Source organism: Streptomyces sp. NPDC047117 (genome assembly GCF_040643545.1).
Classification (GTDB): Bacteria; Actinomycetota; Actinomycetes; order Streptomycetales; family Streptomycetaceae; genus Streptomyces.
In genome coordinates, this window is the sequence record NZ_JBEYUN010000013.1 from 43419 (window position 1) to 66016 (window position 22598).

Annotated in this window: 19 protein-coding genes; 18 read left to right on the plus strand and 1 reads right to left on the minus strand. The window is 72.2% G+C overall.

From position 1 onward, the window contains the following. Window position 1 precedes the first annotated feature (1 nt). From ABZ840_RS24305 to ABZ840_RS24360, 12 genes are all read left to right on the plus strand, one after another. On the plus strand, window positions 2-1288 hold the full coding sequence (locus ABZ840_RS24305; RefSeq protein ID WP_361562224.1) for a dihydroorotase: 1287 nt from the start codon (window positions 2-4) through the stop codon (window positions 1286-1288). Then, on the plus strand, window positions 1285-1884 hold the full coding sequence (locus tag ABZ840_RS24310) for a hypothetical protein (protein WP_361562225.1): 600 nt from the start codon (window positions 1285-1287) through the stop codon (window positions 1882-1884). The genes ABZ840_RS24305 and ABZ840_RS24310 overlap by 4 nt, the downstream gene beginning before the upstream one ends. Beyond that, the gene (gene carA / locus ABZ840_RS24315; RefSeq protein ID WP_361562226.1) at window positions 1881-3023 is read left to right on the plus strand and encodes a glutamine-hydrolyzing carbamoyl-phosphate synthase small subunit; all 1143 of its coding nucleotides are present in this window, start codon (window positions 1881-1883) and stop codon (window positions 3021-3023) included. Before ABZ840_RS24310 ends, carA begins: the two co-directional genes overlap by 4 nt. After that, window positions 3016-6324 (plus strand): carbamoyl-phosphate synthase large subunit, encoded by a 3309-nt coding sequence (carB, locus tag ABZ840_RS24320; protein WP_361562227.1) that lies wholly within the window; start codon window positions 3016-3018, stop codon window positions 6322-6324. Before carA ends, carB begins: the two co-directional genes overlap by 8 nt. Window positions 6325-6413: 89 nt before the next feature. After that, window positions 6414-7538 carry a quinone-dependent dihydroorotate dehydrogenase gene (locus ABZ840_RS24325; RefSeq protein WP_361562228.1) on the plus strand — a complete coding sequence of 375 codons (1125 nt, stop codon included), beginning with the start codon at window positions 6414-6416 and terminating at the stop codon, window positions 7536-7538. Next, window positions 7535-8392 (plus strand): orotidine-5'-phosphate decarboxylase, encoded by an 858-nt coding sequence (pyrF, locus tag ABZ840_RS24330; protein ID WP_361562229.1) that lies wholly within the window; start codon window positions 7535-7537, stop codon window positions 8390-8392. The genes ABZ840_RS24325 and pyrF overlap by 4 nt, the downstream gene beginning before the upstream one ends. A gap of 225 nt (window positions 8393-8617) precedes the next feature. Next, window positions 8618-8944, plus strand: a complete 327-nt coding sequence (locus ABZ840_RS24335; RefSeq protein ID WP_052868108.1) for an integration host factor — start codon at window positions 8618-8620, stop codon at window positions 8942-8944. A gap of 37 nt (window positions 8945-8981) precedes the next feature. Then, window positions 8982-9587 (plus strand): guanylate kinase, encoded by a 606-nt coding sequence (gmk, locus tag ABZ840_RS24340; RefSeq protein WP_361562230.1) that lies wholly within the window; start codon window positions 8982-8984, stop codon window positions 9585-9587. 69 nt (window positions 9588-9656) lie between these two features. Further along, on the plus strand, window positions 9657-9929 hold the full coding sequence (rpoZ, locus tag ABZ840_RS24345) for a DNA-directed RNA polymerase subunit omega (RefSeq protein ID WP_030610454.1): 273 nt from the start codon (window positions 9657-9659) through the stop codon (window positions 9927-9929). 144 nt (window positions 9930-10073) lie between these two features. After that, the gene (coaBC, locus tag ABZ840_RS24350) at window positions 10074-11282 is read left to right on the plus strand and encodes a bifunctional phosphopantothenoylcysteine decarboxylase/phosphopantothenate--cysteine ligase CoaBC (RefSeq protein WP_361562231.1); all 1209 of its coding nucleotides are present in this window, start codon (window positions 10074-10076) and stop codon (window positions 11280-11282) included. A gap of 240 nt (window positions 11283-11522) precedes the next feature. Further along, complete coding sequence (metK, locus tag ABZ840_RS24355) at window positions 11523-12731, plus strand: methionine adenosyltransferase (RefSeq protein WP_361562232.1); 1209 nt, start codon at window positions 11523-11525, stop codon at window positions 12729-12731. A 162-nt stretch (window positions 12732-12893) separates the two neighbouring features. Next, on the plus strand, window positions 12894-15038 hold the full coding sequence (locus ABZ840_RS24360) for a primosomal protein N' (protein ID WP_361562233.1): 2145 nt from the start codon (window positions 12894-12896) through the stop codon (window positions 15036-15038). Window positions 15039-15323: 285 nt separating this feature from the next. Here the strand turns inward: ABZ840_RS24360 and ABZ840_RS24365 are convergent, their stop codons facing one another. Then, entirely contained in the window at window positions 15324-15845 is a 522-nt protein-coding gene (locus ABZ840_RS24365) for a hypothetical protein (RefSeq protein ID WP_361562234.1), read from the minus strand. Window positions 15846-16070: 225 nt separating this feature from the next. Here ABZ840_RS24365 and fmt point away from each other — a divergent pair, with 225 nt between their 5' ends. The 6 genes from fmt to ABZ840_RS24395 all read left to right on the plus strand — a co-directional run bounded on the left by fmt (window position 16071) and on the right by ABZ840_RS24395 (window position 22583). Further along, the gene (gene fmt, locus ABZ840_RS24370; RefSeq protein WP_361562235.1) at window positions 16071-17003 is read left to right on the plus strand and encodes a methionyl-tRNA formyltransferase; all 933 of its coding nucleotides are present in this window, start codon (window positions 16071-16073) and stop codon (window positions 17001-17003) included. A 90-nt stretch (window positions 17004-17093) separates the two neighbouring features. Then, window positions 17094-17534 carry a nuclear transport factor 2 family protein gene (locus tag ABZ840_RS24375; protein WP_361562236.1) on the plus strand — a complete coding sequence of 147 codons (441 nt, stop codon included), beginning with the start codon at window positions 17094-17096 and terminating at the stop codon, window positions 17532-17534. 43 nt (window positions 17535-17577) lie between these two features. After that, window positions 17578-19008: a transcription antitermination factor NusB gene (locus ABZ840_RS24380; protein WP_361562237.1), complete on the plus strand. Its 1431-nt coding sequence runs from the start codon at window positions 17578-17580 to the stop codon at window positions 19006-19008. A gap of 192 nt (window positions 19009-19200) precedes the next feature. Further along, window positions 19201-19854: a TetR/AcrR family transcriptional regulator gene (locus tag ABZ840_RS24385; RefSeq protein ID WP_361562238.1), complete on the plus strand. Its 654-nt coding sequence runs from the start codon at window positions 19201-19203 to the stop codon at window positions 19852-19854. Window positions 19855-19941: 87 nt separating this feature from the next. Beyond that, window positions 19942-21375 (plus strand): MFS transporter, encoded by a 1434-nt coding sequence (locus ABZ840_RS24390; RefSeq protein ID WP_361562239.1) that lies wholly within the window; start codon window positions 19942-19944, stop codon window positions 21373-21375. Continuing rightward, on the plus strand, window positions 21372-22583 hold the full coding sequence (locus ABZ840_RS24395; RefSeq protein WP_361562240.1) for a M20 family metallopeptidase: 1212 nt from the start codon (window positions 21372-21374) through the stop codon (window positions 22581-22583). Before ABZ840_RS24390 ends, ABZ840_RS24395 begins: the two co-directional genes overlap by 4 nt. The last annotated feature ends 15 nt before the right edge of the window (window positions 22584-22598 follow it).

The following is a 22598-nucleotide window of genomic DNA, read 5'->3' on the forward strand; positions in this document are numbered from 1 at the left end:
CATGGGCAAGATCCTTATCCGCGGCGCGAAGGTCCTCGGTGGCGACGCGCAGGACGTCCTGATCGACGGCGAGACCATCGCCGAGGTGGGCGCCGGGCTGAGCGCCGAGGGCGCCGAGATCGTCGAGGCGGACGGCAAGATCCTGCTGCCGGGCCTGGTCGACCTCCACACCCACCTGCGCGAGCCGGGCCGCGAGGACTCCGAGACGGTCCTGACCGGCACGAAGGCCGCCGCGGTCGGCGGGTACACCTCCGTGTACGCCATGGCCAACACCTTCCCGGTCGCCGACACCGCCGGCGTCGTCGAGCAGGTCTGGCGACTGGGCAAGGAGTCCGGCTACTGCGACGTGCAGCCGGTCGGCGCCGTCACGGTCGGCCTGGAGGGCAAGAAGCTCGCCGAGCTGGGCGCCATGCACGACTCCGCCGCCAACGTCCGGGTCTTCTCCGACGACGGCAAGTGCGTCGACGACGCGGTGATCATGCGGCGCGCCCTGGAGTACGTGAAGGCCTTCGACGGCGTGGTGGCCCAGCACGCCCAGGAGCCCCGCCTCACCGAGGGCGCCCAGATGAACGAGGGCATCGTCTCCGCCGAGCTGGGGCTGGGCGGCTGGCCGGCCGTCGCCGAGGAGTCGATCATCGCCCGCGACGTCCTCCTCGCCGACCACGTCGGCTCCCGCGTGCACATCTGCCACCTCTCCACCGCCGGCTCCGTCGAGATCATCCGCTGGGCCAAGTCCCGCGGCATCGACGTGACCGCCGAGGTCACCCCGCACCACCTGCTCCTCACCGACGAGCTGGTGCGCACGTACAACCCGGTCTACAAGGTCAACCCGCCGCTGCGCACCGAGCGCGACGTCATGGCGCTGCGCGAGGCGCTGGCCGACGGCACGATCGACATCGTCGCCACCGACCACGCCCCGCACCCGCACGAGGACAAGGACTGCGAGTGGGGCGCGGCGGCCATGGGCATGGTCGGCCTGGAGACCGCGCTGTCCGTGGTCCAGCACACGATGGTCGACACCGGACTGCTGACCTGGGCGCAGGTCGCCGACCGGATGTCCGTCCGCCCCGCGGTCATCGGTCGTCTGGAGGGCCACGGCCGTCCTGTCTCGGCAGGCGAGCCCGCCAACCTCACCCTGGTCGATTCCGCTTACCGTGGAGCTGTGGACCCCGCAGGGTTCGCCTCCCGCAGCCGCAACACCCCGTACGAGGGCCGCGAGCTGCCGGGCCGTGTCACCCACACGTTCCTGCGGGGCCGGGCAACGGTCGTGGACGGGAAGCTGGCGTGACACCTCATTCGATCTTGATTCCTCTGGCCGCCGCGCAGAAGTCGGCCGAGGTCACCAACTGGCCCGCGCGGATCGGCTGGGTCGTCGGCCTGCTGCTCTTCATCGCGCTGCTGTACTGGCTGATGCGTGAGGGCTGGAAGTGGCGCGGCACGCTCCAGGGCGACCTGCCCGAGCTGCCTGTCACTCCGGAGGAGCCCGGCGAGCCGCGGCTCACGATGAGCGGCCGGTACCACGGCTCCACCACCGCCGGGCAGTGGCTCGACCGGATCGTGGCCCGCGGGCTCGGCACCCGCAGCCGCGCCGAGGTCACCCTCACGGAGCAGGGCGTGGACGTCGTCCGGCCCGGGGCGCAGGACTTCTTCATCCCCGCCGCCGACCTGCTCGGCGCCCGCCTGGACAAGGGCATCGCCGGCAAGGTCCTGCCCGAGGGCGGCCTGCTGGTGCTCACCTGGCGGCTGGGCGAGAAGGAGATCGACTCCGGTTTCCGCTCCGACCGGGCCGCCGAGCACTCCGCGTGGGTGACCGCCCTCGACGAGACCATCCAGCGCAACGACGCGCTGGTCAGCACGACCACCGAAACGGAAGGCGCACGATGACGACCTCCACCCGGGGAGCCGCGAAGGTTCCCGCCGTACTCGTCCTGGAGGACGGCCGCAGCTTCCGCGGCCGCGCCTACGGGGCCGTGGGGGAGACCTTCGGCGAGGCGGTGTTCTCCACCGGCATGACCGGCTACCAGGAGACCCTGACCGACCCCTCTTACCACCGCCAGGTGGTCGTCATGACCGCCCCGCACATCGGTAACACGGGCGTCAACGACGAGGACCCCGAGTCGAAGCAGATCTGGGTCTCCGGTTACGTCGTCCGTGACCCCGCCCGTACCCCCTCGAACTGGCGCTCCGTCCGCACCCTGGACGACGAGCTGACCGCCCAGGGCATCGTCGGCATCAGCGGCGTCGACACCCGCGCGCTCACCCGCCACCTGCGCGAGCGCGGCGCGATGCGCGTCGGCATCTTCTCCGGCGACGCGCTGCCCGACGAGGGCACGCTGCTGGAGAAGGTCCGGCAGGCCCCCGAGATGAAGGGCGCGAACCTCTCCGCCGAGGTCGCCACCCAGGAGACGTACGTCGTCCCGGCGATCGGCACGAAGAAGTTCACCGTCGCCGCCATCGACCTGGGCATCAAGGGCATGACCCCGCACCGGATGGCCGAGCGCGGCATCGAGGTGCACGTCCTGCCCGCGACCGCCACCGCCGAGGACGTCTACGCGGTGAACCCGGACGGCGTGTTCTTCTCGAACGGCCCCGGTGACCCGGCCACCGCCGAGCACCCGGTCGCCCTGATGCAGGCCGTGCTGGAGCGGAAGACCCCGCTGTTCGGCATCTGCTTCGGCAACCAGATCCTGGGCCGCGCGCTCGGCTTCGGCACCTTCAAGCTGAAGTACGGCCACCGCGGCATCAACCAGCCCGTGCAGGACCGTTCCACCGGCAAGGTGGAGGTCACCGCGCACAACCACGGCTTCGCCGTGGACGCGCCGCTCGACAAGGTCTCCGACACCCCCTACGGCCGTGCCGAGGTCTCCCACGTCTGTCTGAACGACAACGTGGTGGAGGGCCTCCAGCTGCTCGACCAGCCGGCCTTCAGCGTCCAGTACCACCCCGAAGCGGCGGCCGGTCCCCACGACGCCGCGTACCTGTTCGACCGCTTCGTATCCCTGATGGAGGGCCAGCGTGCCTAAGCGCACCGATATCCAGTCCGTCCTGGTCATCGGCTCCGGCCCGATCGTCATCGGCCAGGCCGCCGAGTTCGACTACTCCGGCACCCAGGCCTGCCGCGTGCTCAAGGCCGAGGGCCTGCGCGTCATCCTGGTGAACTCCAACCCGGCGACGATCATGACCGACCCGGAGATCGCCGACGCCACCTACGTCGAGCCGATCACCCCCGAGTTCGTCGAGAAGATCATCGCCAAGGAGCGCCCCGACGCGCTGCTGCCCACGCTGGGCGGCCAGACCGCGCTGAACACCGCGATCTCCATGCACGACCAGGGCGTCCTGGAGAAGTACGGCGTCGAGCTGATCGGCGCCAACGTCGAGGCGATCAACAAGGGCGAGGACCGCGATCTCTTCAAGGAGGTCGTGGAGGAGGTCCGCAAGAAGATCGGCCACGGCGAGTCCGCGCGCTCCTACATCTGCCACTCCATGGACGACGTCATGAAGGGCGTCGAGGAGCTGGGCGGCTACCCCGTCGTCGTCCGCCCCTCCTTCACCATGGGCGGTGCCGGTTCCGGCTTCGCGCACGACGAGGAGGAGCTGCGCCGCATCGCCGGCCAGGGCCTCACACTCTCCCCGACCACCGAGGTGCTCCTGGAGGAGTCCATCCTCGGCTGGAAGGAGTACGAGCTGGAGCTGATGCGCGACAAGAACGACAACGTCGTGGTCGTCTGCTCCATCGAGAACTTCGACCCGATGGGCGTGCACACCGGCGACTCGATCACCGTCGCCCCGGCGATGACGCTGACCGACCGCGAGTACCAGATCCTCCGGGACGTGGGCATCGCGATCATCCGCGAGGTCGGCGTCGACACCGGCGGCTGCAACATCCAGTTCGCGGTCAACCCCGAGGACGGCCGGGTCATCGTCATCGAGATGAACCCGCGTGTCTCCCGCTCCTCCGCGCTCGCCTCGAAGGCCACCGGCTTCCCGATCGCCAAGATCGCCGCCCGGCTCGCCGTCGGCTACACGCTGGACGAGATCCCGAACGACATCACCGAGAAGACCCCGGCGTCCTTCGAGCCCACGCTCGACTACGTCGTGGTCAAGGTGCCCCGCTTCGCCTTCGAGAAGTTCCCGGCCGCCGACGCCACCCTCACCACCACCATGAAGTCGGTGGGCGAGGCCATGGCCATCGGCCGTAACTTCACCGAGGCGCTCCAGAAGGCGCTGCGCTCGACGGAGAAGAAGGGCAGCTCCTTCGCCTTCACCGGCGAGCCCGGCGACAAGGCCGAGCTGCTGGCCACGGCGCAGACGCCGACCGACGGCCGGATCAACACCGTCATGCAGGCGATCCGCGCCGGGGCCACCCCGCAGGAGGTCTTCGACGCCACGAAGATCGACCCGTGGTTCGTCGACCAGCTCTTCCTGGTCAAGGAGATCGCCGACGAGATCGCGGCCGCCGACAAGCTCGGCCCCGAGATCCTCGCCGAGGCGAAGCGGCACGGCTTCTCCGACGCCCAGATCGCCGGGATCCGGGAGCTGCGCGAGGACGTCGTCCGCGAGGTCCGGCACGCGCTCGGCGTCCGCCCGGTCTACAAGACGGTCGACACCTGCGCCGCCGAGTTCGCCGCGAAGACGCCGTACTTCTACTCCTCCTACGACGAGGAGACCGAGGTCGCGTCCCGCGAGAAGCCCGCGGTGATCATCCTGGGCTCCGGCCCGAACCGCATCGGCCAGGGCATCGAGTTCGACTACTCCTGCGTCCACGCCTCCTTCGCGCTCAGCGAAGCGGGCTACGAGACCGTGATGGTCAACTGCAACCCGGAGACCGTCTCCACGGACTACGACACCTCCGACCGGCTGTACTTCGAGCCGCTGACGCTCGAAGACGTGCTGGAGATCGTGCACGCCGAGCAGGCGGCCGGGCCGGTCGCGGGCGTCATCGTGCAGCTCGGCGGCCAGACCCCGCTGGGCCTCGCGCAGGCGCTGAAGGACAACGGCGTGCCGATCGTCGGCACCTCGCCCGAGGCCATCGACCTCGCCGAGGAGCGCGGCGCCTTCGGCCGCGTGCTCACCGAGGCCGGGCTGCCCGCGCCGAAGTACGGCACCGCCTTCTCGTACGACGACGCCAAGAAGATCGCCGCCGAGATCGGCTACCCGGTCATGGTGCGCCCGTCCTACGTCCTCGGCGGCCGCGGCATGGAGATCGTCTACGACGAGCCGTCGCTCGGCGAGTACCTGGAGCGGCACGCGGGCCTCATCGATCAGCACCCCGTGCTGATCGACCGCTTCCTCGACGACGCCATCGAGATCGACGTCGACGCGCTCTACGACGGCCAGGAGCTCTACCTCGGCGGCGTCATGGAGCACATCGAGGAGGCCGGCATCCACTCCGGCGACTCCGCCTGCGCGCTGCCCCCGATCACCCTCGGCGGCTTCGACATCAAGCGGCTGCGCGCCTCCACCGAGGCCATCGCCAAGGGCGTCGGCGTCCGCGGACTGATCAACATCCAGTTCGCCATGGCCGGCGACATCCTCTACGTCCTGGAGGCCAACCCGCGCGCCTCCCGTACGGTGCCCTTCACCTCGAAGGCCACCGCGGTACCGCTCGCCAAGGCCGCCGCGCGCATCTCGCTCGGCGCGACCGTCGCCGAGCTGCGCGCCGAGGGCATGCTCCCGAAGACCGGCGACGGCGGCACGCTCCCCATGGACGCGCCGATCTCCGTCAAGGAGGCCGTGATGCCCTGGTCGCGCTTCCGCGACATGCAGGGCCGCGGCGTGGACACCGTCCTCGGCCCGGAGATGCGCTCCACCGGCGAGGTCATGGGCATCGACTCGGTCTTCGGCACGGCGTACGCCAAGTCGCAGGCCGGCGCGTACGGCGCGCTGCCCACGAAGGGCCGTGCGTTCGTCTCCGTCGCCAACCGCGACAAGCGCGCGATGATCTTCCCGGCCCGTGAGCTGGTCCAGCACGGCTTCGAGCTGCTCGCCACCTCCGGCACCGCCGAGGTGCTGCGCCGTAACGGCATCAACGCCACCGTCGTGCGCAAGCAGTCCGAGGGCGAGGGCCCGAACGGCGAGAAGACCATCGTCCAGCTCATCCACGACGGCCAGGTCGACCTGATCGTCAACACCCCGTACGGCACCGGTGGCCGCCTGGACGGCTACGACATCCGTACGGCGGCGGTGGCCCGCTCCGTGCCCTGCCTGACCACGGTCCAGGCCCTCGCGGCCGCCGTGCAGGGCATCGAGGCGGTGTCCCGCGGCGAGGTCGGCGTGCGCTCCCTCCAGGAGCACGCCGAGCACCTGACGGCAGCCCGCGACTAAGCAGCCGGCCGAACGAGGGGGACACCGCGACCGGTGTCCCCCTCTTCATGAGCTCAAGCGGCCCACCAGGCCCTTCCGAGGACATCACCATGTACAAGTTCTTCTTCCAGCTCGTCTTCAAGCGGATGGACCCCGAGCAGGCGCACCACCTGGCCTTCGGCTGGATCCGGCTGGCCGCGCGCATTCCGGTGCTGCGGACCTTCGTGGCCGCCGCCCTCGCGCCGCGCCACAAGGAGCTGCGCGTCGAGGCCCTCGGGCGGCGCATGCACGGCCCCTTCGGACTCGCCGCAGGCTTCGACAAGAACGCCGTCGCGATCGACGGCATGACCATGCTCGGCTTCGACCACGTCGAGATCGGCACCGTCACCGCGCAGCCGCAGCCCGGCAACCCCAAGAAGCGCCTCTTCCGCCTCGTGAAGGACCGCGCGCTGATCAACCGCATGGGGTTCAACAACGAGGGCTCCGCGGCCGTGGCGGCCCGTCTGGCGGCCCGCAAGGCCGGTCTCGGTAACAAGCACAGCAGGACGACGCTGGGCGTCAACATCGGCAAGACCAAGGTCGTGCCGGAGGCCGAGGCGGTCGGCGACTACGTCACCTCCACCGAGCGGCTGGCCGGCCACGCCGACTACCTCGTGGTCAACGTCTCCTCGCCGAACACCCCCGGCCTGCGCAACCTCCAGGCCGTCGACCACCTGCGCCCGCTGCTCTCCGCCGTACGCGAGGCCGCCGACCGCACCGTCACCGGGCGCCGCGTGCCCCTGCTGGTGAAGATCGCCCCCGACCTGGCCGACGAGGACGTCGACGCGGTCGCCGACCTCGCCGTGGAGCTGGGCCTGGACGGCATCATCGCCACCAACACCACCATCGCGCGCGACGGCCTGGGCCTGAAGTCCGACCCCGCGCTCGTCCAGGAGACCGGCGGGCTCTCCGGCCGCCCGGTGAAGGAGCGCTCCCTGGAGGTGCTGCGCCGCCTGTACGCCCGCGTCGGCGACCGCATCACCCTCATCGGCGTGGGCGGCATCGAGAACGCCGAGGACGCCTGGCAGCGCATCCTGGCCGGTGCCACCCTCGTGCAGGGCTACAGCGCCTTCATCTACGAGGGCCCGTTCTGGTGCCGCACCATCCACAAGGGCCTGGCCGCACGCCTGCGCAACAGCCCGTACGCCACGCTCGCCGAGGCCGTCGGCGCCGAGCACAAGAAGGTGACCTCATGACTTCCCGGCAGACTCAGGGGCTCGCTGAGCCCTTCGGCGCCCGTCTGCGCCGCGCCATGGACGAGCGCGGGCCGCTCTGCGTCGGGATCGACCCGCACGCCTCGCTGCTCGCCGACTGGGGCCTGAACGACGACGTGGCGGGCCTGGCCCGGTTCACCCGTACCGTCGTCGAGGCGCTCGGCGAGACCGTGGCGGTCTTCAAGCCGCAGGCCGCGTTCTTCGAGCGCTTCGGGTCCCGCGGCCTGGCCGTCCTGGAGACGGCCGTCGCCGAGGCCCGGGAGCGGGGCGCGCTGGTCCTGATGGACGCCAAGCGCGGCGACATCGGCTCCACGATGGCCGCGTACGCCGAGACCTTCCTCGGCAAGGACAGCCCGCTCTTCTCCGACGCGCTCACCGTCAGCCCGTACCTGGGGTACGGCTCCCTGAAACCCGCCGTGGAGCTGGCCGACGAGAACGGCTGTGGCCTCTTCGTGCTGGCGCTCACCTCCAACCCCGAGGGCCAGGAGGTGCAGCACGCGGTACGGGCCGACGGCTCGACCGTGGCGGCCACCATGCTCGCCCACCTCAAGGCCGAGAACGCCGGCGCCGGGCCGCTGGGCTCCTTCGGCGCTGTCGTGGGCGCGACGCTGGGCGATCTGTCCGCGTACGACCTCGCCGTGAACGGGCCGCTCCTGGCACCCGGCATCGGGGCCCAGGGAGCGACCCCCGCCGACCTGCCGAAGGTGTTCGGGGACGCCGTGCGCAATGTGGTGCCGAGCGTCAGCCGGGGTGTTCTCCGTCACGGTCCGGACGTCGCAGGTCTGCGCGATGCGGCTGCTCGGATCGCCGAGGATGTGGCCGCAGCGGTCGGTTAATGGCAGCGACCGGCACTTCAGCCGGTACTTTGGTCCCGAAATGTCCTGGTCGGCAGAGGCTGACCAGGACTTTTCGTCTGTTCTCGCTGACTCTGGCGCCCTCGCCCGCTAGTCTCCGACGAGAGCACCGCACGTAAGCGCGTTGTTCGTTGCTCCGCAGGTGCGGGGCGACTAGGTTCCACACCGGTCCGTATCCGACAGTTCTACATCCGAGGTGACGTAGGCGTGGCTCTTCCGCCCCTTACCCCTGAACAGCGCGCAGCTGCGCTCGAGAAGGCCGCCGCGGCTCGCCGGGAGCGCGCCGAGGTCAAGAATCGACTCAAGCACTCCGGTGCCTCCCTCCACGAGGTCATCAAGCAGGGCCAGGAGAACGACGTCATCGGCAAGATGAAGGTCTCCGCACTGCTCGAGTCCCTGCCCGGCGTCGGCAAGGTCCGCGCCAAGCAGCTCATGGAGAAGCTGGGCATCTCCGAGAGCCGGCGTGTGCGCGGTCTCGGCTCCAACCAGATCGCGGCACTCGAGCGTGAGTTCGGCAGCAGCGCAGCGAGCTAGTGCCGGGGCACTGCCCGGAAGCTGGAATAATTGCTGCATGAGTTCTGCAGTCTCCCGGGGGGCGACCCCGGCAACCCCGGACAGACAACCGCGGCTGACCGTGCTCTCCGGCCCCTCCGGGGTCGGCAAGAGCACGGTCGTCGCCCATATGCGCAAGGTCCACCCCGAGGTGTGGCTCTCGGTCTCGGCCACCACGCGTAAGCCGCGACCGGGAGAGCGCCACGGAGTCCAGTACTTCTTCGTCGAGGACGAGGAGTTCGACAAGCTGATCGCCAATGGCGAGCTGCTGGAGTGGGCCGAATTCGCGGGCAATCGCTACGGCACCCCCCGCCAGGCGGTCCTGGACCACCTGGCGGCGGGTGAGCCGGTCCTGCTGGAGATCGATCTCCAGGGCGCCCGGCTGGTCCGCGAGTCCATGCCCGAGGCGCGGCTGGTCTTCCTGGCCCCGCCGAGCTGGGAGGAGCTGGTCCGCCGGCTCACCGGCCGTGGCACGGAGTCGCCCGAGGTGATCGAGCGCCGGCTGGCGGCCGCGCGTGTCGAGCTGGCGGCGGAGAAGGAGTTCGACGAGACGCTCGTCAACACCTCCGTCGAGGACGTCTCGCGTGAGCTGCTAGCCTTGATGCTGAATAACTCCGGAGAATGATCTTCGCGCTCTTTTCAGATGCCGCGGGTTTTCCGGAAATTCCCTGATCACACCTTCGGAAGGCAGAGAGTGTCCTCTTCCATCACCACGCCCGAGGGCATCATCAACCCGCCGATTGATGAGCTTCTCGAGGCCACCGACTCGAAGTACAGCCTCGTGATCTACGCCGCGAAGCGTGCGCGCCAGATCAACGCGTACTACTCGCAGCTCGGCGAGGGCCTGCTCGAGTACGTCGGCCCCCTGGTGGACACCCACGTCCACGAGAAGCCGCTCTCCATCGCGCTGCGCGAGATCAACGCGGGTCTGCTGACCTCCGAGGCCGTGGAGGGCCCGGCCCAGTAAGGGCCCGCTCCGGCGAAAAGTTTCATGGACCAAGGGTCCGGCAGCCGCGCTGCCGGGCCCTTGGTGTGTCATGGGTACGTACACCGCCGTGTACGGGAAAGTGTTCGGCGCATGGGCGCCCTGGCTCGGGGAGCAGCGAAGACGATGGACAAGCCCAAGGTCGTCCTGGGAGTCAGCGGCGGGATCGCCGCGTACAAGGCCTGCGAGCTGCTGCGGCGGCTGAGCGAGTCCGGGCACGACGTCCGCGTGGTGCCGACGGAATCCGCGCTGCACTTCGTGGGCGAGGCCACCTGGGCAGCGCTCTCCGGGAACCCGGCCTCCACCGAGGTCTGGGAGTCGGTCCACGAGGTGCCGCACGTCCGCATCGGGCAGGGCGCCGACCTGGTCGTGGTGGCGCCCTGTACGGCCGACATGCTGGCCAAGGCCGCGCACGGCCTCGCCGACGACCTCCTGACGAACACGCTGCTCACCGCCCGCTGCCCGGTGGTCTTCGCGCCCGCCATGCACACCGAGATGTGGGAGCACCCGGCCACGCAGGAGAACGTCGCGACGCTGCGCCGCCGCGGCGCGATCGTGATCGAGCCCGCCGTGGGCCGCCTGACCGGCGTCGACACCGGCAAGGGCCGTTTCCCCGACCCGGCCGAGATCTTCGAGGTCTGCCGCCGGGTGCTGGCCCGCGGCCCCGAGGCGGTCACCGCGGATCTCGCCGGCCGGCATGTCGTGATCAGCGCGGGCGGCACCCGTGAGCCGCTGGACCCCGTCCGCTACCTGGGCAACCGTTCCTCGGGGAAGCAGGGCTACGCGCTCGCCCGTACGGCCGTGGCGCGCGGCGCCCGAGTCACGCTGGTCGCCGCGGAGACCGGCCTGCCGGACCCGGCGGGCGTGGACGTCGTCCGCATCGGGACGGCCGTGCAGCTGCGCGAGGCGGTCCTGAAGGCGGCGGCGGACGCGGACGCGGTGGTCATGGCGGCGGCCGTGGCCGACTTCCGCCCGGCCCAGTACGCCCCCGGCAAGATCAAGAAGCAGGACGACGTGGAGCAGCCGCCGCTCGACCTGGTCCGCAATCCGGACATTCTCGCGGAGATCTCCGCCGACCGGGCGCGTCCCGGACAGATCGTCGTCGGCTTCGCCGCCGAGACCGACGACGTCCTGGAGAACGGCCGCAGGAAACTCGTCCGCAAGGGCTGTGACCTGCTGGTCGTCAACGAGGTCGGGGAGCACAGGACCTTCGGTTCCGCCGAGAACGAGGCGGTGGTGCTGGCCGCCGACGGTACGGAGACCCCGGTGCCCCACGGGCCCAAGGAAGCGCTGGCCGACACGGTCTGGGACCTGGTCGCCGAACGAATTTCCTGATCACTCGATGAGTCCATTCCGGCCCATGCGCCACGGCAAAACCCCTTGTCGTGGCCTGCCGTTGGGTGGCGTCCCGCGGCCGGCGGACAGGGTGTCCCTGGTCACGGCGCATCCACAGAACGAGACTGCGTGCCCGAACGGGACCGTCGACCGATAAACTGGCCGTGGATCGCGCCGAGCGCAGCTCTCGGCCGGTCCGTCAATGATCAGACAGCAGCCGCTGCAACCCCAGGGAGCGATGTGTCCCGCCGCCTCTTCACCTCGGAGTCCGTCACCGAGGGCCACCCCGACAAGATCGCTGACCAGATCAGCGACACCATCCTCGACGCGCTCCTGAAGGAGGACCCCTCCTCCCGGGTCGCCGTCGAGACGCTGATCACCACCGGCCTGGTGCACGTCGCCGGCGAGGTGACCACGAAGGCCTACGCCGACATCCCCACCCTCGTGCGGAACAAGATCCTGGAGATCGGTTACGACTCCTCCAAGAAGGGCTTCGACGGCGCTTCCTGCGGTGTCTCCGTATCGATCGGCGCGCAGTCCCCGGACATCGCCCAGGGTGTCGACACCGCCTACGAGAAGCGGGTCGAGGGCGACGAGGACGAGCTGGACAAGCAGGGCGCCGGCGACCAGGGCCTGATGTTCGGGTACGCCTGCGACGAGACCCCGGAGCTGATGCCGCTCCCGATCAACCTCGCGCACCGCCTCTCCAAGCGGCTGTCCGAGGTGCGGAAGAACGGCACCATCCCCTACCTCCGCCCCGACGGCAAGACCCAGGTCACCATCGAGTACGACGGTCACAAGGCGGTCCGCCTGGACACCGTGGTCGTCTCCTCGCAGCACGCCTCGGACATCGACCTGGACTCGCTGCTCGCTCCCGACATCCGCGAGTTCGTCGTCGAGCACGTGCTGAACGAGCTGATCGAGGACGGCATCAAGCTCGACACCGAGGGCTACCGCCTCCTGGTCAACCCGACCGGCCGCTTCGAGATCGGTGGTCCGATGGGTGACGCGGGCCTCACCGGCCGCAAGATCATCATCGACACCTACGGCGGCATGTCCCGGCACGGCGGCGGCGCCTTCTCCGGCAAGGACCCGTCCAAGGTCGACCGCTCCGCCGCGTACGCCATGCGGTACGTCGCGAAGAACGTCGTGGCCGCGGGCCTGGCCCAGCGCTGCGAGGTCCAGGTCGCCTACGCGATCGGCAAGGCCGAGCCGGTCGGTCTCTTCGTGGAGACCTTTGGCACCGCCACCGTCGACGTCGAGAAGATCGAGCAGGCCATCAGCGAGGTCTTCGACCTCCGCCCGGCCGCGATCATCCGCGACCTGAACCTGCTCCGTCCGATCTACGCCGAGACCGCCGCGTACGGTCACTTCGGCCGCGAGCTGGACGCCTTCACCTGGGAGCGCACGGACCGCGTCGACGCCCTGCGCAAGGCGGCGGGCCTGTAAGGCACCGCCTCCGCAGCTTCCTGCCTCCGGGCCCGTACCGCACCTGCGGTACGGGCCCGGAGGCGTTTCGCGCTCCCGGCGGGTACGGCGGCACGCGTGCGGGCGTCCGGCGGACCCGGCGCCGCGCGGGCACTGTCGGTGGGGTCTGCTAAGACTGGGGGTGTGAGCAGCGAGAACGGGGCGGGGGCCGGCGAGCAGGGCGAGCAGCTGGCGCTGATCCGGGAGACCGTCCGGGAGGCCAAGAAGAAGGCGCCCAAGGCCAGGCCGCGGACCTGGCGGGGCGCCGAGCTGGCCAAGGAGCGGCCGGTGGCGCGGGTCCTGGTGGACAAGGGCCCGGTCCACCTCGACAAGCTCTGGGACTACGCCGTGCCCGCCGCCATGGACGAGGAGGCGCAGCCCGGCGTCCGGGTCCGGGTCCGGTTCGGCGCGGGCACGGGCAGGGTGCGCGAGGGCCGGCGGGAGGGCGGCGGCCTCCTCGACGGGTACATCGTCGAGCGCATCGCCGAGTCCGACTACCGGGGCCCGCTGGCGGCCCTCGCCCAGGTCGTCTCGCCCGAGCCGGTGCTGACGCCGGAGCTGCTGGCAATGTGCCGCGCGGTGGCCGACCGGTACGCCGGCTCGCTCGCCGACGTACTGCAGCTCGCCATCCCGCCGCGGCACGCCAAGCCCGAGGCGGAGCGCTTCGCGGCGCCGCCGCCCCCGCCCCCGGTGCCCGCACTGGCCAGCTGGGAGCGCTACCCCGACGGGCCCGGGTTCATCGAGGCGCTGGCGGGCGGTGGGGCGCCCCGGGCCGTATGGACCGCGCTCCCGGGGCCGCACTGGCCGTGGGAGCTGGCCGCCGCGGCGGCGGCGACGCTGGCCTCGGGGCGCGGCGCGCTGATCGTGCTGCCCGACGGGCGGTCGGCGGCCCGGGTGGACGCCGCGCTGACCGAGCTGGTGGGCCGGGGGATGCACACCCTCCTGGTGGCGGACTCCGGGCCGGAGGAGCGGTACCGCCGCTGGCTGGCGATACGCCGCGGTGCCGTACGGGCCGTCGTGGGTACGCGCGCGGCGATGTACGCGCCGGTGGCGGACCTCGGGCTCGTCGCGCTCTGGGACGACGGGCACACCGCCCACAGCGACGACCGTGCGCCGTACCCGCACGCCCGGGACGTGCTGCTGCTGCGCGCCGTGCACGAGAAGGCGGCGTGCCTCATCGGCGATCTGGGGCGCACGGTCGAGGCCGCGCAGCTCGTGGAGAACGGCTGGGCGCGGTCCCTGGAGGCCGGGCGCGAGCAGGTGCGCGCCGCGGCGCCGCTGGTCCGCACGATCGGTGACGCGGAGACCGCCCGCGACGAGGCGGCGCGCGCCGCCCGGCTGCCCTCGCTCGCCTGGCAGACGGCGCGCGCGGGGCTGGCCCGTGGCCCGGTACTGGTCCAGGTCCCGCGGCGGGGGTACGTCCCCCGGCTGGCCTGCGCGCGGTGCCGCGAGCCCGCGCGCTGCCGGCACTGCGCGGGGCCGCTGGAGGCGGCGGACCAGGACACCGCGCTGAGCTGCGGCTGGTGCGGGCGCGCGGCGCCGGACTGGCACTGCGCCGAGTGCGGTCACGCCCGGCTGCGGGCGCAGGTCGTGGGGGCTCGGCGGACGGCTGAGGAGCTGGGTCGGGCCTTCCCGGGGGTGCCGGTGCGGACGTCCGGCCGGGACCATGTGCTGGACAGTGTGCCCGACCGGCCGGCGATCATCGTCTCCACGCCCGGCGCCGAGCCGGTCGCCGCCGGTGGGTACGCGGCGGCGCTGCTGCTGGACGGCTGGGCCCTGCTGAACCGGCCCGATCTGCGGGCCGGGGAGGAGGCGCTGCGGCGGTGGCTGGGTGCGGGAGCCCTTGTCCGCGGAGCGGAGGAGGGCGGCACCGTCGTGGTGACCGGGGAGCCCACGCTGCGGCCTGTGCAGGCGCTGGTGCGGTGGGATCCGGTGGGGCACGCGGTACGGGAGCTCGCGGAGCGGGCGGAGCTCGGGTTTCCGCCGGTGTCGCGGATGGCCTCGGTCATGGGGCGGGCCGAGGATGTCGCCGACCTGGTGCGGGGGGCGGCGTTGCCGCCGTCGGCGGAGGTGCTGGGGCCGGTTCCTGTGCCGGACCCGCCTGCGGGGCGCCCGCGGCGGGTGGGGGATCCGCCGGTGGGCGAGACGTGGGAGCGGGTGCTGGTCCGGGTGCCGCCGGGGGAGGGGGCGGCGATGGTTTTCGCCTTGAAGACGGCTTGGGCGGGGCGGATGGTGCGGCGGGAGGGGGCCGCTGTGCGGGTGCGGGTTGATCCGCTGGACCTTGGGTGACGGTGGGGGTTCCGCGGTGCGGTGCCGGGTGCCCGTACGGTGCGGTTTCGTCGGGGTGACCCCGGTGACGTTTGTCCTCAAGCGCCGGACGGGCTGGGTCGTACTGGGTGCGGTGGCGGGCCTCCGCGGGTGGGGGTTCGGACTGCTTCGCTTTACGTCCGAACCCCCACCCGCTGCGGCCCACCCCCTCCCGTCGGGAAAGTGGATTGCGGCGCGTCGTGGCGTGGGTGGGCCGGTGCCGCCCGTGCGCTTCGGCGTGCGTACGGGAAGGCGTCCGTGGCCCGGTCAGCCGTTGCGGGGGCCCGGGAAGGCGTTGGGGCGGTCCTGGGCGGGGTGGGTCGGCATGGCGCGGGCCGCGGGGACGGCCGCGGGCGGCATGGCGGGGGCCACGGAGACCGGGCGGGGGGTGGCTTCGGTGGCGCGGGGGGTGTCCTGGGCGTCGGCCGGGGGCTGGGGTGCGGGGCGGCGGGCGCCGTAGCGGCGGTGGACCGCCTGCTTGGTGACGCCGAGTGCCGAGCCCACCGCGTCCCACGAGAAGCCGAGCGAGCGGTCGAAGTCGACCGCGGCCGTGACGAGCGTTTCGACGCTGTCCCGCAGCTCCTGGGCGAGGCGCACCGTGGGTGCCGGGGCGCGCCCGTACACGACGAAGCCCGTGGACGGGCCGGTGCGCCGCGGACGGTAGACGTTGCCGAGCTGTGCGGTCAGCGTACGCAGTGCGTCCACCTGCCGGCGGACCCGCTCGATGTCCCGCACCAGTAGATGGAGACTGGCGCGTGCCTGGGCGTCGTGGGTTGCGTGGTCGGCCATGAACAAGCCTCTCGAACCGGCGTTGATGCGGAAAATGAATGCGTGGACCGGCTGGGCGGCCCGGTTGGTCAATGTCGTTTGACCAACGCGACAGCGCCGGGTGGGGTCACGGTATGGGGGCGTACGAGCTTTCAGCTGGGGCGCGCGGTAACCCGTACGCCCCCGTGTCTGACGACCCATAGACTGGTGTGTCCTTCCGCAGCGCTGAGAGGTAGTACGCCACCCATGAAGCTCGTCTTCGCCGGCACCCCCGAGGTCGCCCTTCCCGCCCTGGACGCCCTGATCGCGTCGGACCGGCACGAGGTGGCGGCCGTCGTGACCCGGCCGGACGCGCCGGCCGGCCGCGGCCGCAGGCTCGTCGCGAGTCCGGTCGCGCAGCGTGCCGAGGAGGCCGGTATCGAGGTGCTCAAGCCCGCCCGGCCGCGGGACGAGGACTTCCTGGCCCGGCTGCGCGAGATCGCGCCGGACTGCTGCCCGGTCGTCGCGTACGGCGCGCTGCTCCCGAAGGCCGCGCTGGAGATTCCGGTCCACGGGTGGGTGAACCTGCACTTCTCGCTGCTGCCCGCGTGGCGCGGCGCGGCGCCCGTGCAGCACGCGGTGCTGGCGGGCGACGAGGTGACCGGCGCCTCCACCTTCCAGATCGAGGAGGGGCTGGACTCGGGACCCGTCTACGGAGTGCTGACCGAGGAGGTGCGGGCCACGGACACCAGCGGTGATCTGCTGACCCGGCTGGCGTTCGCCGGGGCCGGGCTGCTCGCCGCGACCATGGACGGCATCGAGGACGGCTCGCTGAAGGCGGTGCCGCAGCCGGCCGAGGGGGTCACGCTCGCGCCGAAGATCGAGGTCGAGGACGCGAAGATCGACTGGTCGGCGCCCGCGCTGCGGGTGGACCGGGTGGTCCGGGGCTGCGCCCCCGCGCCGGGCGCGTGGACGCTGTTCCGGGGGGAGCGGCTGAAGGTGATGGCGGTGACGCCGCTGCCCGACCGTACGGATCTGGAGCCCGGCGAGATCGAGGCGACGAAGAAGGCCGTGTTCGTGGGCACCGGCAGCCACGCGGTGCAGTTGCAGTGGGTGCAGCCGCAGGGCAAGAAGCCGATGGCCGCGGCGGACTGGGCCCGCGGCGTGCGCATCTCGGAGGGCGAGCGCGTCGGGGACTGACGCCCCGATTGGCATTGCTCAAGTTTGACTAGTGGGGATGAGCGGGTATTGAGTGGGGGAGTGGTAGTCAAGTTTGATTAGGAGGGGCTCGTGGGGGAGTTCGTTGTGCCCGAGGCGGGGGGTTACGTGCCTTCGGAGCAGGACCTGCGGGAGGTCGAGGAGTGGTTCGCTCGGTACGACGCGTTGAGTGCCGGAGTGGACGTCGAGGGGATGGCGGACATGGCCGTCTTTCCGCTCAACCTCGTCAGTGACGACTCGGACGGGAACGGGCAGGCGGGGCAGTGGAGCCGCGCGGAGTTCGTGCGGACGATGGCGGAAGTGATGGGGGGCGGAGGCGATGTGACGTTCGAGTCGACGCGTACGCCGCATTTTCTGAGTACGGGGATCGTCGTGGTGTTCACGGACGCCGTGTTCACCGTGGACGGGCGGTCGCAGTCGGTGCGGTACGCGGACGTGCTGGTCAGGCGCGACGGGGGGTGGGCGTTCCAGACCATGATCCAGGGCGGCTGGGGGGATCAGCTGCGACGGTAGGCTGGGTGGGATTCATCCTCGTCAGCAGCGGAGCACCTTACTCGTGAGCGACCAGCCTCGTCGTCGTCCCGGCAGCAAGCCCTATCGGAGGCCGAAGAAGGACCCCGTGCGCATCCTCGCGTTCGAGGCCCTGCGCGCGGTCGACGAGCGGGACGCGTACGCGAACCTCGTACTGCCGCCGCTGCTGCGGAAGGCGCGCGAGGGCGGCGACTTCGACGCGCGCGACGCGGCTCTGGCCACCGAGCTGGTCTACGGGACGCTGCGCCGGCAGGGCACGTACGACGCGATCATCGCGGCGTGCGTGGACCGGCCGCTGCGGGAAGTCGACCCGCCGGTCCTGGACGTGCTGAGCCTGGGCGCGCACCAGCTGCTCGGTACGCGTATTCCTACGCATGCGGCGGTCAGCGCGAGCGTGGAGCTGGCGCGGGTGGTGCTGGGGGACGGGCGAGCGAAGTTCGTCAACGCGGTGCTGCGGAAGATCGCCGCGGAGGACCTGGACGGGTGGCTGGAGCGGGTCGCGCCTCCTTACGACGAGGACCCGGAGGACCATCTGGGCGTGGTCCACTCGCATCCGCGGTGGGTCGTCTCCGCGCTGTGGGACTCGCTGGGCGGTGGCCGGGCCGGTATCGAAGATCTGCTGGAGGCCGACAACGAGCGGCCCGAGGTGACGCTGGTCGCGCGGCCCGGCCGGGCCACGGCCGAGGAGCTGCTCGACGCGGTCGGCGAGGAGAATGCGCTGCCGGGGCGCTGGTCGCCGTACGCGGTCCGGCTCAGCGAAGGTGGCGAGCCGGGTGCGCTGGACGCCGTGCGGGAGGGCCGTGCGGGGGTGCAGGACGAGGGCAGTCAGCTGGTCGCGGTGGCCTTGGCCAATGCGCCGGTGGAGGGTGCCGACGCGCGGTGGCTGGATGCCTGTGCGGGGCCCGGTGGCAAGGCGGCGCTGTTGGGGGCGCTGGCGGCGGAGCGGGGGGCCGCGCTGCTGGCCGCGGAGAAGCAGCCGCACCGCGCCCGGCTGGTCGGGCGGGCGCTGGCGGGCAATCCTGGGCCGTACGAGGTGATCGCCGCGGACGGTACGCGCCCGGTGTGGCGGCCCGGCTCCTTCGACCGGGTGCTGGTGGACGTGCCGTGCACGGGGCTGGGGGCGCTGCGCCGCCGTCCCGAGGCGCGCTGGCGCCGCCGGCCCGAGGACCTGGACGGCTTCGCGCCGCTCCAGCGCGAGCTGCTGCGGCAGGCGCTGCGGGCCGTACGGGTCGGCGGGGTCGTCGGGTACGCGACCTGTTCGCCGCATCTGGCGGAGACCCGCGCGGTGGTGGACGACGTGCTGAAGGAGCGCGGCGGGGTGGCCGCCGAGCTGGTCGACGCCCGGCCGCTGATGCCCGGTGTCCCCGCGCTCGGCGACGGGCCCGACGTGCAGCTCTGGCCGCATCTGCACGGCACGGACGCGATGTATCTGGCTCTGCTGCGCCGTACGGCCTGAGGGAGTTGGGGAACACTCTGTTCCCGAAGAGGGCGTCCCGGGGGGGCGCTGGTGGGGGAGGTTGCTTCGGCATTAGGGAACAGAGTGTTTCCGTTGAAGTATTGACCAGGGGCGTGGGCGGTCATACGTTGTTGCCCTGCCGGCGCGCCCTGGCCGCCGCTCCCTCTCCCTTTGCCGCTGCGGAGTGCCACCATGAGCTCGCGTCGTACCCCGAAGACCGATGCCGGCACGCCCGGCGGGGCCGACCGCCCCGTGGCCCGCGGTGGCCGTCCCAAGGACCCCGAGCTGGACGGCAGGGTGCTGGACGCCGCGGCCGAGCTGCTCGTGGAGCTGGGGTATCTGGAGCTGACGATCGAGAAGGTCGCCGCCCGGGCCGGCGTCACCCGTAAGACGGTCTACCACCGCTGGGCCAACAAGTCCGCGCTCGTCGGCGAGCTGCTGATCCGGAACGCCGCGGTCGACCACATCCCCGACCTCGGGGACACCCGCAGCGAGATGCGGATGCTCTTCGAGCAGATCGTCCAGGACGTGGGCGAGAGCCGGGGCAGGCTGCTGTCGTCCCTGTGGGCGACCATCGGCGACCCGGCCGTGCTGGAGCGCTTCCGTACCGAGGTGCTGGGGCCGCGGCGGCAGTACGCGCGGGCGGCTGTCCAGCGAGGCGTGGCCCGTGGTGATCTGCCCGCGGACATCGACGTGGACCTGCTGATCGACATGTGGTCGGGCACGGTGATGTTCCGTACCGAGGTACGGGCCGATGCGCTGCTCGCCTCCCAGGCCGACGCCATGGTCGACCTCGCGCTCTCCGGGGCCGTGCCACGGCTGCCGCGGCCCGGCGCCGATTCCTGAACCCTCCCCCTTTTCGGTACGCCTCCGGGCGTCGCTCCGGCCTGCCCTGAAGCGCGTACCGCCGTTTCCCGAACCGAGGTCTCTGTCATGAACAGAACAGTCAGACCCGCACGCCCCCTGGGCCCCCGCGCCATGCTCGCCTCGATGGCCCTCGTCGAGGTCGCGAGCGGTGCCACGCAGCAGTACCTGCCGCCGATCCTTCCGGGACTGGGCGCGCAGGCCGGCTTCGGCACCGCCCAGCAGAACTGGATCATCGTGGTGCAGATGGCGAGCTGCGCCGTGCTCACCCCGGTCCTCTCCCGGCTCGGCGACGGCTTCGGCCACCGGCGGCTCCTCCGTGCCTCGATCCTCATGGTCGTGCTCGGCTCGCTCGTCATGGCGCTGTGGCCCACGCTGCCCTTCCTCACGCTCGGCGCGGCCCTCCAGGGTGGCGTCGTGGGCTTCATGCCGCTGATGATCGGCATCCTCCGCCACCAGCAGGGCGAGGCGGCCTCCCGGCGCGGCATCGGCGTCCTGGTGGGCGCGCTGCTCCTGGCCGTCGGCTGTGCGGGCATCGTCGCCGGTGCGGTCGGCGCGCGGGACGCCCGGCTCGGCCTGTGGATCGGCGTCGGCGCCGGCCTCCTGGGGCTGGCCGCCGGGTGGCTGCTGCCGGACGGCGGGGCGACGGCGCCCGCGGCCCGGCGGTTCGACGTACCCGGCTGCGTGCTGCTCACCGTCGGCCTGGTCGGCGTGGTGCTCGCGCTGGCGCAGGGCGCCACCTGGGGCTGGGCGTCGGCCGCGACCGTGGGCTGCGGGCTGGTCGGCGTGGCCGCGCTGGCCGGCTGGTGGGTGCTGGAGCTGCGCGTGGCGCAGCCGCTCGTGGACGTACGGATGTTCCGCAATCCGCGGGTGGCCGTGCTCAGCGTGGTGACCTTCTGCGTCGCGGCGGTGACCATCGGGTCGATCGCGTTCAACGCCACCTTCCTCGCCGCCGCGCCGGACGCCGTGGGCTACGGCATCGGCCTGAACGCCACCGCCATCGGCTGGGCGCTGCTCCCGATGACGCTGGCCAGCGTGGCGGCCTCGGCGCTCAGCCCGGTACTGCTGCGGCGGCTGGGGGAGCGGGTCACCGTGGCGGCGGCCGGTGTCACCGCGGCCGTCGGCTTCGGGCTGCTCGTCCTCCGGCACACCGCGCTCGCCCACTACCTGGTCGCGTCGCTGTTCATCGGCGTCGCGCTGGGCCTCTTCGAGTCCGTCACCCGCACGCTGACCGTCGAGGCGGTCGCCCCCGAGGAGACCGCCACCGCGGCCGGCGTCAACGAACTGGTGCTGTCGCTCGGCGCGGCCGTCGGATCCGCCGTGCTCGGCGCGGCGCTCGCGGCACACACCGGCCCCGCGGGCCGGGTCGCCCTCGGCGGCTACATCACCGGCTGGGCGCTGTGCGCCGTCGCCGGGGTCGCCGCCGCGCTCGCCGTCCTCGGGCTGCGCCGCGCCGCGGCCGCCGCCCCGTACGCCACCGCATCCGAAGGAGCACACCGATGAAGCTCACCGCCCACCACCGCACCGCACGCGACGCCGCCGAGTCCTGGCGCGAGGAACTGCTCGGCCTCAGCCACCAGCTGCACGCCGACCCCGAACTCTCCTACGAGGAGCACCGGTCGGCCGCGGCGCTGGCCGGGCTCGCCGAGCGGGCCGGCTTCACCGTCGAGCGCGGCGTCGCGGGGCTGCCCACCGCCTTCACCGGGGTGCGCGGCAGCGGCGGTCTGGTGATCGGGGTGTGCGCCGAGTACGACGCGCTGCCGGGCATCGGCCACGCCTGCGGGCACAACGTCAACGGCACGGCGGCGCTCGGCGCGGCCCTGGCGCTCGGCGCCGTCGCCGACGACCTGGGCATCACCGTCAAGCTGCTGGGCACCCCGGCCGAGGAGGACGGCGGCGGCAAGGTCGACATGATCGAGCACGGGCTCTTCGACGAGGTGGCCGTCGCGATGATGGTGCACGCCAACGACGCCGACACCGTCGGCAACGGCTCGCTCGCCATCAGCTCCTGGAACCTCACGTACACCGGCCGCGCCGCACACGCCTCGGCGGCGCCCTGGGACGGCCGCAACGCGCTGGACGCGCTCACCGTCGCCCAGACCGCGCTCGGCCTGCTCCGCCAGCAGCTGCCCCCGGAGAGCGTCGTGCACGGCATCGTCACCGACGGCGGGCAGGCCGCCAACGTCATACCCGCCAGGACCGCCGCCCGGTACGAGGCGCGGTCGCCCACGCTGGAGCAGCTGCGCGCGCTCCAGGAGCGGGTACGCGCCTGCTTCGAGGCGGGCGCGCTGGCCACCGGCACCGAACTGCGCGTGGCGCCGCACGGGCACGACTTCGCCGACCTGCGGCAGGACACCACCGTCGCCGAGCTGTACGCGGGGGCCGCCGAGGCCCTGGGGCGTACCGTCGGCCGCGCGCCGCAGCGCACCGGCTCCACCGACATGGGCAACGTCTCGCACCTGCTGCCCACGATCCACCCGATGATCGGCTACGACACCGGCGGCGCCCGGCAGCACACGGAGGAGTTCGCCGCCGCCGGCACCTCGGCGGGCGCGGACCGCGCGGTGCTGGACGGCGCCGTGGCCATGGCCTGGACCGGTGTCGCGCTGGCCGCCGACGCCGGGCACCGGGAGCGGCTGCTGGCCGAGGTGGGCCGCCGCGCGGCCGACCGGGAGCGCGCCGCGCGGGACGGCGGTGGTCCGCGTCCTTGACCCGCTTATGGTTGT

What these genes read in the sequence shown, in the direction of transcription:
- ABZ840_RS24305 (WP_361562224.1), top strand. Translation starts at nt 2, where the DNA reads ATGGGCAAGATCCTTATCCGCGGCGCGAAGGTCCTCGGTGGCGACGCG.
- carA (WP_361562226.1), top strand. Translation starts at nt 1,881, where the DNA reads ATGACGACCTCCACCCGGGGAGCCGCGAAGGTTCCCGCCGTACTCGTC.
- ABZ840_RS24325 (WP_361562228.1), top strand. Translation starts at nt 6,414, where the DNA reads ATGTACAAGTTCTTCTTCCAGCTCGTCTTCAAGCGGATGGACCCCGAG.
- pyrF (WP_361562229.1), top strand. Translation starts at nt 7,535, where the DNA reads ATGACTTCCCGGCAGACTCAGGGGCTCGCTGAGCCCTTCGGCGCCCGT.
- gmk (WP_361562230.1), top strand. Translation starts at nt 8,982, where the DNA reads ATGAGTTCTGCAGTCTCCCGGGGGGCGACCCCGGCAACCCCGGACAGA.
- coaBC (WP_361562231.1), top strand. Translation starts at nt 10,074, where the DNA reads ATGGACAAGCCCAAGGTCGTCCTGGGAGTCAGCGGCGGGATCGCCGCG.
- ABZ840_RS24365 (WP_361562234.1), bottom strand. Translation starts at nt 15,845, where the DNA reads ATGGCCGACCACGCAACCCACGACGCCCAGGCACGCGCCAGTCTCCAT.
- fmt (WP_361562235.1), top strand. Translation starts at nt 16,071, where the DNA reads ATGAAGCTCGTCTTCGCCGGCACCCCCGAGGTCGCCCTTCCCGCCCTG.
- ABZ840_RS24385 (WP_361562238.1), top strand. Translation starts at nt 19,201, where the DNA reads ATGAGCTCGCGTCGTACCCCGAAGACCGATGCCGGCACGCCCGGCGGG.
- ABZ840_RS24390 (WP_361562239.1), top strand. Translation starts at nt 19,942, where the DNA reads ATGAACAGAACAGTCAGACCCGCACGCCCCCTGGGCCCCCGCGCCATG.
- ABZ840_RS24395 (WP_361562240.1), top strand. Translation starts at nt 21,372, where the DNA reads ATGAAGCTCACCGCCCACCACCGCACCGCACGCGACGCCGCCGAGTCC.